The 13509-nt window shown below is 37.5% G+C and carries 14 protein-coding genes; 5 read left to right on the top strand and 9 right to left on the bottom strand.

Going from position 1 to position 13509, the window contains the following annotated elements:
* Positions 1 to 156: 156 nt before the first annotated feature.
* Complete coding sequence (locus tag HUS24_RS14025; RefSeq protein ID WP_173912615.1) at positions 157 to 1026, top strand: hypothetical protein; 870 nt, start codon at positions 157 to 159, stop codon at positions 1024 to 1026.
* 12 nt (positions 1027 to 1038) lie between these two features.
* Here HUS24_RS14025 and queE read toward each other — a convergent pair whose 3' ends face one another.
* Positions 1039 to 1749 (bottom strand): 7-carboxy-7-deazaguanine synthase QueE, encoded by a 711-nt coding sequence (queE, locus tag HUS24_RS14020; protein ID WP_173912614.1) that lies wholly within the window; start codon positions 1747 to 1749, stop codon positions 1039 to 1041.
* Between the two features lie 95 nt (positions 1750 to 1844).
* A complete protein-coding gene (gene dapD, locus HUS24_RS14015; protein WP_173912613.1) occupies positions 1845 to 2666 on the bottom strand; it encodes a 2,3,4,5-tetrahydropyridine-2,6-dicarboxylate N-succinyltransferase in 822 nt (273 codons plus the stop codon).
* 296 nt (positions 2667 to 2962) lie between these two features.
* Between dapD and carO the strand changes: the two genes are divergently transcribed.
* Positions 2963 to 3706, top strand: coding sequence for an ornithine uptake porin CarO (gene carO, locus HUS24_RS14010; protein ID WP_173912612.1), 744 nt, complete (start codon positions 2963 to 2965; stop codon positions 3704 to 3706).
* Between the two features lie 77 nt (positions 3707 to 3783).
* Here the strand turns inward: carO and HUS24_RS14005 are convergent, their stop codons facing one another.
* From HUS24_RS14005 to HUS24_RS13975, 7 genes are all read right to left on the bottom strand, one after another.
* Positions 3784 to 5001 carry an outer membrane protein transport protein gene (locus HUS24_RS14005; RefSeq protein WP_173912611.1) on the bottom strand — a complete coding sequence of 406 codons (1218 nt, stop codon included), beginning with the start codon at positions 4999 to 5001 and terminating at the stop codon, positions 3784 to 3786.
* A gap of 180 nt (positions 5002 to 5181) precedes the next feature.
* A complete protein-coding gene (locus HUS24_RS14000; protein WP_173912610.1) occupies positions 5182 to 6111 on the bottom strand; it encodes a CysB family HTH-type transcriptional regulator in 930 nt (309 codons plus the stop codon).
* Between the two features lie 53 nt (positions 6112 to 6164).
* Positions 6165 to 7226, bottom strand: coding sequence for a sulfate/molybdate ABC transporter ATP-binding protein (locus HUS24_RS13995; protein WP_173912609.1), 1062 nt, complete (start codon positions 7224 to 7226; stop codon positions 6165 to 6167).
* A gap of 11 nt (positions 7227 to 7237) precedes the next feature.
* Positions 7238 to 8131, bottom strand: a complete 894-nt coding sequence (cysW, locus tag HUS24_RS13990; protein WP_171530915.1) for a sulfate ABC transporter permease subunit CysW — start codon at positions 8129 to 8131, stop codon at positions 7238 to 7240.
* Positions 8128 to 8961, bottom strand: coding sequence for a sulfate ABC transporter permease subunit CysT (cysT, locus tag HUS24_RS13985; protein WP_173912608.1), 834 nt, complete (start codon positions 8959 to 8961; stop codon positions 8128 to 8130). The genes cysW and cysT overlap by 4 nt, the downstream gene beginning before the upstream one ends.
* An 82-nt stretch (positions 8962 to 9043) precedes the next feature.
* Positions 9044 to 9649, bottom strand: a complete 606-nt coding sequence (locus tag HUS24_RS13980) for an alpha/beta hydrolase (RefSeq protein WP_173912607.1) — start codon at positions 9647 to 9649, stop codon at positions 9044 to 9046.
* A 27-nt stretch (positions 9650 to 9676) separates the two neighbouring features.
* A complete protein-coding gene (locus HUS24_RS13975; protein WP_173912606.1) occupies positions 9677 to 10684 on the bottom strand; it encodes a sulfate ABC transporter substrate-binding protein in 1008 nt (335 codons plus the stop codon).
* Positions 10685 to 10844: 160 nt separating this feature from the next.
* Here HUS24_RS13975 and pabC point away from each other — a divergent pair, with 160 nt between their 5' ends.
* The 3 genes from pabC to tmk are packed head-to-tail and all read left to right on the top strand — an operon-like array spanning position 10845 to position 13325.
* Entirely contained in the window at positions 10845 to 11669 is an 825-nt protein-coding gene (gene pabC, locus HUS24_RS13970) for an aminodeoxychorismate lyase (protein WP_173912605.1), read from the top strand.
* The gene (gene mltG, locus HUS24_RS13965) at positions 11662 to 12717 is read left to right on the top strand and encodes an endolytic transglycosylase MltG (protein WP_173912604.1); all 1056 of its coding nucleotides are present in this window, start codon (positions 11662 to 11664) and stop codon (positions 12715 to 12717) included. Before pabC ends, mltG begins: the two co-directional genes overlap by 8 nt.
* 8 nt (positions 12718 to 12725) lie before the next feature.
* Positions 12726 to 13325, top strand: coding sequence for a dTMP kinase (gene tmk, locus HUS24_RS13960; protein ID WP_173912603.1), 600 nt, complete (start codon positions 12726 to 12728; stop codon positions 13323 to 13325).
* Positions 13326 to 13509: the final 184 nt, after the last annotated feature.

Genomic DNA, 13509 nt, shown 5'->3' with positions numbered 1-13509 from the left:
TTATCTGAATTACAAAAATGAAGCCAGTTATGTCGATTAATATGCAAATAAATGGCAATGATGTGATTGAATTGTGTATTAGCTCAATTATAATAGACACGCATTTGAATGATTTATAGTCAAAGCAATCAATAAAAATTGATAGGGATAAAAAAAATGAAAAAGATATCTTGTTTAGGGATGCTCGGTTTAATCCTTACAAGTTCACCGACATGGGCACTTGAGGCATTAAACGATGAAGCACTTTCATCGTTAACTGGTCAAGATGGCTTAACCATTAGTATTCTACCAACAGGACCTATTCAAGCTGATGTTATTTATCACGATAACGATGGTTTAGATAATGCCTTGCTTGGCGGGACTAAAAAAGCAGGAGCAATCATGTTAGGGACAGCGGGTGGTATTGGGACTAACCCATTGTCATTGTCTTCAGGCTCTGCAAATATTAATGTTATTTTGGACATTGATACAGATGCAGGGACTACAACAACTGGTCCATTCTTAAATATTGGCGTGAGACTACCACAAGATATTACAATTAATACTGGTGATATTTGGGTAGGAGCATCTAAACAGAAAATAGGTGTGACTCGAGGAGTGGCTAATCCTACAAAAATTTTAGATAATATGCAGTTTTATATTTCTAATATGAAAACCAATATTCAATTGGGTGCTACACCACAAGGTGGAATATTAAAATTATCAGGTATATTTAGGAATGGTATAACCATTACTGGATATAAGTTAAATGATATTGGTGGGGGCGGTAGTTTAGCCTTAGATAACATTTCCATTGCTAACTCAGCGCCAGGTCAGTTTGGTATTACAAATTTAGATTTTGATATTACTGCTGGCGTAGCTCCAGAAGGCTTAAAATTGAATGTGAATAAGTTAGGTGATGCTAACGGATTCAATGCAATGATTTGGGGTGCACGTGCAGGTGATGCAAACGCCAAAGCTTTTGGTGATGTTGAGCTAAGTGGCGTTAACCTGAATGGAACTACACTTACGGTTTCAGGACACTAAGTGTTTTTCAGCCTATCTTCCTGTTTCATCATTCCAAAGCAATTTATGCAATTGTAATTGGAAACGAACAGGAAGGTGGTCATCTAAAATCCATTGTGCAAGATCACGTGCCAATTGTGGCAAACGTACAGCACCTTTTTCGACTGCAAAAGCAGGTGAGAACCAAACAGTACTCACTTTTTCATTGAGCTGGAACTCTGCTACTTGCTGTTTTGCCCAGTCATAGTCTTTACGATTACAAATCACAAATTTAATTTGGTCTTTTGAAGTTAAATATTCTAGATTGCTGAGTAAATTACGATGCGATTCGCCAGATGTCGGTGTTTTTAAGTCTAATACTTTAGAAATACGTGGGTCTACTTTAGATACATCTAAAGCACCGCTGGTTTCCAAGGAAACCTCACAACCCAAATCAGCAAGGCGAGACATGAGCGGCAGCGCATTAGGCTGTGCCAAAGGTTCACCGCCTGTTACACAAACATAAGGTGTTTTAAAGTTGAGAGTTGTTTGAATAATATTTTCTAAAGATTGACGTTCGCCACCTTCAAAGGAATACGTGGTATCACAATAGGTACAACGTAGGGGACAACCTGTTAATCGAATAAAAACAGTCGCTAAGCCTGCGGCATTGGCTTCACCTTGTAAAGAATAGAAAATCTCCGTGATACGTAACCCCGCAGACGGATCAGAAACAGGAATAGACGAAGAACGAAGAGAAGTCATGACTTTTATACCACAGATTACAAAATGAAAAATCTCTACACTCATGTCTGAGTATAGAGATGAGAAACTTTACAGATTTCGCAGAAAAATAAAAATTAATCTTCGCGTAATAAATCGTTTAAGCTCGTTTTAGCACGTGTTTTAGCATCAACCTTTTTCACGATGATCGCAGCATATAGACTATATTTACCACATTTAGATGGAAGGCTACCAGAAACAACCACAGAGCCTGCTGGCACACGACCATAATGGATTTCGCCAGTTTCACGGTCATAGATTTTCGTTGATTGACCAATGAATACGCCCATTGAAATCACAGAACCTTCTTCTACAATGACACCTTCAACAATTTCAGAGCGAGCACCGATGAAACAATTATCTTCAATAATCGTTGGGTTCGCTTGTAATGGTTCTAGTACACCACCAATTCCCACACCACCTGATAAATGAACATTTTTACCAATTTGAGCACATGAGCCTACTGTTGCCCAAGTATCTACCATGGTACCTTCATCTACATAAGCACCAATGTTGACGTAAGAAGGCATTAATACTACATTTTTTGCTTGGAAAGAACCTTTACGAGCAACTGCAGGTGGTACTACACGGACACCTGCTGCTTTAAATTGTTCATCTGTCCAACCATTAAATTTAGTATCAACTTTATCATAGAAACGAAGATCACATGATTCAATTGGTTTGTTATCATTGATTTTAAATGATAATAAAACAGCTTTTTTAAGCCATTGGTGAACAACCCACTCACCTTCAATTTTTTCTGCTACACGAAGTGTACCATTATCTAAGCCAGCAATTACTTCCTCAACTGCTTGACGGATTTCAGCAGGGCAAGTTGCTGCTGTAAAATTTGCACGGTCTTCAAACGCTTGCTCAATCAGAGTTGAAAGCTGAGACATGATCTTTCATCCAAAAAAATTTGCCAAGATTTTACACCAAAAGATGTCAAATGAGATAAAAAAACAAAATTTTATAAAAAAATATCACACATCCAAACATCGTTTATTTTTTGTTCTTTTGATTCTTAATTTTAACCCATTGTAAAGCATTAAATTCAAATCATTAAGCATATTTGTATCAAAAGTTAACAAAAACTCATCAATATGTATATTTTTACATAAGCAGTTTTAACATATGATGCATGTGAGTCAAAAATATAGCAATGATTAAAAAAAGGCTTTTTGAGGAGACATCTATGAAAATGTTAAAAGTATTGGCAGTAGCAACAGCATTATCTGCATCTGGTTTCGCTATGGCTGATGACCAAGTTGTACAAAGTGGTTACGCATTTGATAAAAACCAACTTATTCCAACTGGCGTTCGAGCTGAAGTAGGCACGACAGGTTACGGTGGTGCTTTACTTTGGACAGCTAACCCATATGTTGGTTTGGCTCTAGGTTATAATGGTGGTGACATTTCTTGGTCTGATGACGTTAAAGTAAATGGCTCAACTTATGATATGGATATGGATAACTCATTAGCATATTTAAATGCTGAAATTCGTCCATGGGGTGCAAGCCAAAATATCTGGGCACAAGGTTTATATGTAGCAGCTGGTGTTGGTTACGTAGATAATGACTATGATTTAGATCGTCGAGTAAATGGCGGTCGTAACTTTACTGTAAACCATAAAGACTTCCAAGCTGGTCCAAATGGTACACATATCACAGGTAGTTTAGCATACGACAATGATATTGCACCGTATGTTGGCTTTGGTTTCGCACCAAAAATTACTAAAAACATTGGAGTTTTTGGTGAAGTAGGTGCTTATTACACTGGTAATCCATCAGTAAATCTTCAAGCTGTAGCTGGTTCAGCGAGTTCAACAGTTGGTCATGATTTAAATCAAGAGCTTGCTAACGAATCTCATAAAATTGCCAATGATGACAAATATGAGTGGATGCCAGTTGGTAAAGTTGGTGTAAGCTATAATTGGTAATAATTTTACCTAAATAAAAAACGGGCTTCGGCTCGTTTTTTATTTTAATCGTGAATTTTTTAACTATATTTTTATTTTTAAAATGAATGTCCAATTTTTAAACCATATGCAAGTGCATAATTGGGGTTAACTGTATCTAAGTTCGTATTTTGGTTACCTGCAACAAAGTGGTTATTTGAGGTGATTTCAGCCTTGTTTAATTGAAAATATTTAAAGCCAGCTGCAATAAAACTATTCGATTGTATACGATACATTGCACCAATTCCTAAAGCATAAAATCCATCTGAAGGGTTTAATGTACCTGCTGGGTTTCCTGTCCCTGAGTCCCATATAAAATCAGTGGAAATAATCCATTGTTGATTAAGGCGATGAGCGAGTCCAAGCTGAGTGGTCCATTGATCTTGTTTATATTCAATCAAATTAAATTTTTGGATTAAGTCTGGATATTGTGTGACTATCGTATCTAAAATAGCACTGAATTGTGACGGTTGAATATGAAAATCTTGCCAATTAACCCAGCGTAGAGAACTAAATAAGAAATTATTTTGACTAATTCCTGTTTTAAAATCAATATTTACAGATTGTGGTGTTTCGATTTTTGTTGTGTCATTCGGGCCATATAACAAGGCTTGATCTGCTAAGCTTTCTAGAATATGCGATTCATGTTTAATTTTAGAACGGTAGGTGATCGAACTACTAAAAGCATATTCTGGTATTTGATAACTTACTCCTGTAAGCCATCCAACACCTGTATCAGGCTTGATCTGAGCTTGATAGCCACTCATGATGGAGTAGGATAAGCCATCCACGCTTAAATGACCTTTGAATTCTTGAAGTGCAAATCCTGTATAAAAATTCCAGTTTGGATTGGGTTGATAACCCCAAAGATGAGTCAGGTTTTGACTTTTAATTTGAAACTTAGCTGCCTCAATGGTTTTATTTGGAAGCAATGATTCAGGCGCATATTGGTAGTTGAGTTCAGCAGCATAGGGTTGATCATAAATAAATCCAAATGACCCATGAGGTTGATACTGCACTTTCAGTGCAGCATTGAACATCGAATAATCTTGGATCAGTTGTCCTGTTGAGAAATCACTCACACCAACTTTTTGTAGTGTACTTTGGTTAGTCACTTGTCCAGAAACATGGGGAGAGATATATGCTGCGGACAATTCTAAATAATTGCCTTTTTCTAAAAAAGGACTGATAGATTGATTAGATTTTTCCAATCCTGCGGCAAAACTTAGGCAAGGCAATATCCCAAAGGATATCGTTCCCCATAAACGAATATACATGTTGACCCCTACCCAAATATAAAATGTGTTATTGCTTTATTTTTGTACGAGAAGTTTAAAATTATTTTATTTAATCTGCAATAAAATAATGTTAATAATTATCTGATTTTTAATATATTAAAAAATAAAGAGTGTCTGAACACTCTTTATTTAATTTTTGAATGGATAAAATATAATTCTTTAATCTTCAGGATAAGCGATTTTCTTGAGTGCTTTTATATCTGCCTCAGGAGAGCATAAAGAAATAAATTCATAGCCATAACCACGTAATAAATGCCCTTTACGCACAGCGATCCATGTTGTATTTACACCAAAAATATCTGTATCAATTTGCTTAAGACGGTGGTCACGCTCAAGATCATAGGCGACATCATTGACAATACCGACACCCATCCCCAGTTCGACATAGGTTTTAATAACATCGGCATCGAGCGCTGACATAACGATATCTACATCTAGCTCAGCATCTTGAAAAGCTTTGTCAATTTTTGAACGTCCAGTAAAACCACCATGATAGGTAATGATTGGATATTCAGCTAATTTTTCTAAAGTGATTTCTTTTGGATCAAGTTTGGTCAGCGGATGATCTTGTGGTGTAATAATACTGTGTTTCCATTCATAAAATGGCACACTTCCTAAATTTTCCTCAGTGGTTAAAGATTCTGTGGCAATACCAATATCCGCAAGACCTAAAAGTAACATTTCAGAAATTTCAACAGGACTGGCTTGTTGTAAAATTAAATGTACTTTTGGGAAAGCTTTTTTAAATAAATTAACAATCGGTGGTAACACATAACGTGCTTGGGTATGTGTAGTGGCAATCGTCAAAGTGCCTTCATCGACTTTATTAAAGTCGTCTGCAAGACGCTTGATATTATCTGCATCAATCAGCATTCGTTCAACAATACTCAACAACGCTTGACCAGGTTCAGTTAAGCCCAGTAAACGTTTGCCTTTACGAACAAACAGTTGCACACCGAGTTCATCTTCTAAGTCTTTGATATGCTTACTTACACCAGACTGCGATGTGTATAGAGCAGCAGAAGCTTCGGTTAAATTATAATTTTGTCGAACTGTCTCTCGAATAATTCGTAATTGTTGAAAGTTCATTTAATCAATACCTCAATCTTGGATGAGTGCAACACACCCATCCGTATAGCGCATTATGCAACTTGATTTTCAAATAAGTGTAAAGTGGACGGGCTGAGCCAAACGGTTTGATTTGGTCTAAATTTATGGAGTTTCGCTTCTTCTGAATTTAAAGAAATTTCAATTAAATTACCTTGGCGATCATGTAATTCCGCCATTACTTTACCTGCGATCCAAACTTCACGTAAGAAAGTAGCTTGAATGGCATTTTCAGTAGGTTGAGTATGAATAGTCATTTCATCAGGACGCGCAAATGCAATCACTTTGCCATCTGCGGTATTTTTTGCAGATGCAAGTTGAATGCGATCTTCACCTAAATAAATCGTACCTTGATGATTTTCACCCTCAAAACGATTGGCTTGACCTAAAAAGTCAAATACAAATGGTGTGGCTGGTTTTTCATAAACTTCACGAGGTGAGCCAATTTGTTCAATATCACCTTTGTTCATTACCACGATTTGGTCAGCAACCTCTAAAGCTTCTTCTTGGTCATGGGTCACGAAAATAGAAGTAATGTGTAATTCATCATGTAAAGTACGCAACCAACGGCGCAGCTCTTTACGCACTTTGGCATCCAAAGCACCAAAAGGTTCATCAAGCAATAACACACGCGGTTCAACAGCTAAAGCACGTGCTAAAGCAATACGTTGACGTTGCCCCCCTGACAACTGAGCAGGGTAGCGGTCAGCCAAGAAACCAAGTTGTACAAGGTCGAGTAACCGTGTCACACGTTTTTTAATTTCAGCTTCACTTGGGCGAGTTGAACGTGGACGGACACGTAAACCAAAGGCAATATTGTCATATACAGTCATATGACGGAACAAAGCATAATGCTGGAACACAAAACCAACTTGACGTTCACGTACATGCACATTGGTGGCATCTTGACCTTCAAGCACAATTTGCCCACGATCGGCAGACTCTAAACCTGCGATGATGCGTAGTAATGTAGTTTTACCACAACCTGATGGACCCAATAAGGCAACCAATTGACCATCTGGAAAATCTAAAGTGATGTCTTTGAGTGCATGGAATGCCCCAAAATGTTTTTCAATATTTTTAACTTGAATACTCATGCGGTCATTCCTTAAGAAACTGTTAAATCATCTTTGCTTTGGTTTTGTTTTTCTTGGCGGAACTCAACCCATGTTTTTAAAATCAGGGTAATAATTGCCAATAAAGCCAACAGTGATGACACTGCAAATGCAGCACTAAAGGTATATTCGTTGTATAAAATTTCTACATGTAACGGCAAGGTGTTGGTTTCACCACGAATATGTCCAGAAACCACAGACACTGCACCAAACTCACCCATTGCACGTGCATTACACAAAATCACCCCATAGATCAGGCCCCATTTGATATTAGGTAAAGTTACCTTCCAAAAGGTCTGCCATCCTGAAGCGCCAAGTACAATTGCGGCTTCTTCTTCTTCAGTACCTTGTGCTTCCATTAAAGGAATCAATTCACGGGCAACAAAAGGAACGGTAATAAATACAGTTGCAAGTACAATCGCAGGGGTTGCATATAAAATTTTAATGTCATTGTCCATTAACCAGCCGCCAAGCCAACCTTGTGAACCGAAGATTAAGACCAACATTAAACCTGCAATGACGGGTGATACTGAAAATGGTGTATCAATAATGGTGGTTAAAATCGCTTTACCTTTAAAGTTAAACTTGGCAACACACCATGCTGCCGCAACACCAAAAATTACATTCAGTGGTACTGCGATTGCAGCCGTAAGCAGTGTTAATTTAACCGCCGATAAAGTATCAGGATTAACTAAAGCTTCTACATAAACGGTTAAACCTTGTTTAAATGCTTCAACGAACACCAAAATCAAAGGTAAAATCAAACAGCTTAGAAAGAAAATTAAAGCGATGCTAAGCAGGGTATAACGTACCCATCTTGGTTCACGAGTTGCGTCACGTGACTGAAGCTTTTCAGCCAAAGCATTACTATTGGTAGTTAAGCTCATCGTGCAGTTCTCCCTGTACGGCGACTCGCCCATGCTTGAATCAGGTTAATCACAAATAAAATTGCAAATGAAATCACCAGCATGACCACAGCGATGGTGGTTGCGCCTGCATAGTCATATTCTTCTAAACGAGAAATAATCATAAGTGGTGCAATTTCAGTTTCAAAAGGCTGATTGCCTGCAATAAAAATAACAGAGCCATATTCACCTACACCACGTGCAAATGCCAAAGCAAAACCTGTTAAAAGTGCAGGGAACAACACAGGTAAAATCACTTTTGTAATGATCTGAAAACGATTTGCACCCAATGCTGATGCGGCTTCTTCAAGCTCAGTTTCAAAATCACTCAATACCGGTTGCACAGTACGTACCACAAAAGGAATCCCAATAAAAATCAAGGCTAAGGTAATCCCAATTGGGGTGTAAGCAACTTTAATTCCTAAAGGTTCTAAATATTGTCCAATCCAACCTGTCGGTGCATATAAAGATGTTAAGGCAATACCTGCAACTGCCGTAGGCAATGCAAAAGGTAAATCGACCAAAGCATCCACAATACGCTTACCAGGAAAGGTATAGCGCACTAAACACCAAGCCAATAATAAGCCAAACACGACATTAATCAGGGCGGCAACAATGGCGGTACTAAAACTCAGTTGAAGAGATTTTAAAATACGTTCAGAGCTGAGAATTTCCCAAAGACCTTCCCAACCCACACCTAATGATTTTATGAATACGGCAGATAACGGTATCAGTACTATCAAAGACAAATACGCAAGGGTGAAGCCTAGTGAAAGACCAAATCCTGGCAGCACTCGGGATCGCTGCGACATGACTACTCCTCAAAGAGAGAAAGCTTGTTGAAATCAACAAGCCAATAAACTAAAAACTTTTGCCAAGCTTAAAAGGCAATACTTAAATTGCAAATTTAAAAAACAACTTGCTCTCATCAATATTACTGATATAAGAAACAGTTGAGCTTACAATTAAATGATCAAAAATTTCTGGAAAAGCACCAAACCCTGAAGCGACATTGATATGACCCACTTGACCCAGATTATGCGGTTTAACTTTCCAAGCTTTTGCTAGCATTTGTGCATCTTGAAAACTTAACCAAGGGTCATTTTCAGAAATGAGCATATCAACAGGAACATCTATACGAAGATTTTGAAAATATTCAGCATAATTTCCAATACTATTTCGAGCAAAGCCAGCTTCACCAAAACGCGCAGGGTTGGCAGGTGCAACTAAAATCATTTTTTTCACTTTTGACTTTAATTCAGGATGTTGTGCTAATGCTGCAACACTGGTCAAACAGCCAAAACTATGTGCAACGATTTGTATAGGTGCATCTGCTTGATTTACGGTCTTAACAAAATTTTCAATCCAATCTGCTAAAACAGGATGCTGCCAATCCTTTTGTTGGACACGAGAGCAAGACATGAGTTGGCGCTGTAACCAAGACTGCCAATGATCATAATCACTGCCACCAACGCCGGGAACAATTATGGTATGAATCATGTCAATGCTCCTTTGTGTTTTAATAAATTACTTAGCAGAATTTGCTTTTACGATTTGATCAAAAACACCATTATTTTCAAAATGTTGCTTTTGTACTTTTGTCCAGCCACCAAATTCTTGATCAATCGTCACTAATTTTAATGGTCTAAATGTAGTCGCATACTTTTTCAAAGTTGCTGCATTACGAGGACGATAAAAGTTTTTTGCTGCAATTTCTTGACCAGCAGGTGAATACAAATAATTTAAATACGCTTTAGCGAGATTTAGACTGCCATTCTTTTCTGCATTTTTCTCAACGATTGCTACAGGTGGCTCAGCTAAAATTGAAAGTGATGGGGTAATAATTTCAAATTTACCTGGTTGTTCACGTTGTGCTAAAAATGCTTCATTTTCCCAAGCCAATAACACATCACCAATACCACGCTCTGCAAAGGTTGTGGTAGAACCACGTGCGCCAGAGTCTAATACTTTGGTTTGCTTATAGATTTGGCGAACAAAATCTTGTGCTTTAGCATCAGAACCGTATTTGTGTTTTGCCCATGCCCATGCAGCCAAATAGTTCCAACGTGCGCCACCAGAGGTTTTAGGGTTTGGTGTAATGATGTCTACACCCGGTTTTACTAAATCGCCCCAGTCTTTAATGCCTTTTGGATTGCCTTTACGGACTAAAAATACAATCGTTGACGTATAAGGCGTTGAGTTTTGTGGAAACTTCTTTTGCCAATCTTTTGGTAATAAATTGGTCTTGTCCGCAATGGCATCAATATCCGCAGCCAACGCCAAAGTCACCACATCCGCACCTAAACCATCAATCACAGCGCGTGCTTGCTTACCTGAACCACCGTGCGATTGTTTAAAATTGATCTCTTGACCAGTTTTTGATTTCCAATAGCCAGCGAATTGTTTATTAAAGTTATCGTATAATTCACGGGTTGGGTCATAAGATACATTTAAAAAATCTTTGGCTGCTGACGAGAAAGTAGACACAGAGATTAAAGTTGCTGCGATTGCTAATTTTAACTTTGAAAATTGCATGGATAATGCCCCAAATATTGTTAATTTCGTTAATATGGGTGCAGCATAACGCCAGTCTTTATCCATAAAAAATAATAAAAAACGAATTTTATATGAATAAAAACGCATAAGGTTGGCTTTTAAATAGGGTGTAATTCAATGTGTTTTTAGGAAAATAAACATGGTTTATTGTTGTAAAAATGGTCAAGTTGTTGATTCATTATCAGTTTTTGATCGAGCTTTTCAGTACGGAGATGGTTGTTTTACCACAGCACGTATTCATCAAAATCACATTGAATTAGAACAACGTCATCATCAGCGTTTAAAGGATGCTGCTAAAAAATTATTTTTAAAGATAGATTGGTCTATTTTAGATCAGATGTTGATGCAATTAAGCCAGCAATTCACATACTTAAATGGAACTTTAAAAATTGTGCTGAGTCGTGGCGAAGGGCAGCGTGGTTATTTGATGCCTGATCATGCGGCTGACTTATATGTATTTTATTATCCTCATACAACACAAGATTTTCAGCCCGAATATATAAACAGTGGTGTTCTGACACAGCGTATTGGATTGAGCATGCCACAATTGGTGGGTGTAAAAAGTTTAAATCGTCTTGAACAAGTGATGTTGAAAAAAGAAGCACATGAACAAGGTTGGTCGGAAGCTTTGGCTGTGGATGTGCAAGATCGTATTGTTGAAGGAGTGAGCAGTAATTGTTTTATTCAAATAAACAATACATGGATTAGCCCCGAACTCCGTTATAATGGCGTGCATGGTGTGATGCGTGCGGAAATTTTACAACGTATGCAACAACAGCATATTTCATGTGAACAACGTTGTGTTTATAGCCATGAAATATCTGCGATTCAAAGTTTATTTTTTTGTAATGCGTTAAGCCCTATGAAAATTGCTCAAACTTTGGATAGCAAACCTTTAGCGCTTCAACCTTGTGTTGAATTATTTGAAACTTTGCAATTACATTTGTTTAAATCTCATGCCTAAGACTCCTGCAAAAACCAATAAAAAAGTGCCGAAAAATGCACAAAACAAATTCTATAAAGGCGTTGCAGTTGCATTGATTGCAGCTTTAATTTTGGTTGCCATCATTTTGAAAATGAGTTTGTTTAAAGCTTATCCTGTAGACGGTGCTAAGCAAAAACTAGTGATTGATAATGGTGATACCTATACGGGTTTTATTGATCAACTCGCCAAAGACAATAAGGTGAATTTTCCGATTGTTTTAAAACTCTATCGTAAAGCTTTTATTCATGACACCATGAAAGCAGGTGTTTATGAAGTTTCAAAAGGCATGAATATGCGCCAAGTTTTGGTGATGGTGTCTGACGCTGATAATGCGCAAATGAATCGTGTTTTAGTCATTGAAGGCACCACAACAAAACAGTTACTCAACACTCTGAAAAAAGATCAGTATGTTAAAACTGAAGTTGCACATCTAAGCACTGCTGAAATGCTAAAAGCTTTAAATATTCCTTATGAACATCCAGAAGGTTTGTTTGCACCAGATACTTATTTCTTTGACAAAGGCGCAAGTGATAAAAAGATTTTAACCGATTTATATCAGCGTCAAATGAAAATCTTAGATGCTGCGTGGGAAAAACGTGATCAAGGTTTGCCTTATGAAAATAAATATCAAGCTTTGATTATGGCATCAATTATTGAACGTGAAACCAGTGTAGACAGTGAGCTTCGTCAAGTATCAGGCGTTTTTGTACGCCGTTTAAAATTAGGAATGCGTCTGCAAACAGACCCAACTGTGATTTATGGCATGGGGGATAACTACAAGGGCAATATCACTAAACAAGACCTGCGTACCCCAACAGCTTATAATACTTATACCATTAATGGCTTACCGCCTACACCGATTGCTTTGCCAAGTAAAAAAGCCATTGAGGCTGCGATGCATCCTGACAACTCTAACAATATTTACTTTGTTGCTACAGGCAATGGCGGACATAAATTCTCAGCCAATTTGGCAGATCATAATCGTGCAGTACAAGAATACCTTTCTGTGATGCGTTCAAAAAATTAGGAGTTAGTATGTTTATTAGTTTTGAAGGCACAGAGGGTGTAGGAAAAACCACGCTGATTCGTAGATTGTTTGAATATTTTCAACAACAAGGCAAAGATGTTGTGTTAACACGCGAACCTGGTGGAACACCACTTGCTGAGCAAATACGTTCGTTATTGTTGTCAATAAATCACGATGAAAAAATGAGTAATGATACCGAACTATTACTGATGTATGCAGCACGTGCACAGCATATCGAAACGGTGATTTTACCTGCATTGGCTGCTGGTAAAATTGTATTATGTGATCGCTTTACTGACTCAAGCTTTGCTTATCAATGTGCAGGGCGTGGGTTGAGTCGTGACAAATTACAACTTTTAAATGAAAATTTTGTTGCTCAAATGCCAGATTTAACTTTTTGGTTAGATGCTCCGATTGAATTAGGGATGACTCGTGCCAGAGAGCGAGGTGCTTTAGATCGTTTTGAACAAGAAAAAGTAAATTTCTTTGAGTCGGTACGTTCAGGGTTTGCAGAAATTCATGCACGAGATCCCGAACGTATGAAGCGTTTGGATGCGACTCAAACTGAGGAAGCAGTTTTTGCAGAAGCATTAAGTTATTTGGAGTAATTTAAATTCGCATCAAATAAATGCTTATTTCATATTGAGGGATTCTTTGTTTTCAATGAACTCGATATGACAATGAAAAAATATATTTCTCATTTACAAATTATTATAGATTTCGTTGGATGGTTTGTTAAACTACGTTGTTTTGAACATATTTTTAGCAATTAAAAATCTAACGAGATCTAAT

The sequence above is a fragment of the Acinetobacter sp. Marseille-Q1618 genome (genome assembly GCF_902809855.1).
In the GTDB taxonomy this organism is placed as follows: Bacteria; Pseudomonadota; Gammaproteobacteria; order Pseudomonadales; family Moraxellaceae; genus Acinetobacter.
The sequence above is the reverse complement of the archived record's forward strand: the minus strand, read 5'-3'. Positions and strand labels throughout refer to the sequence as shown.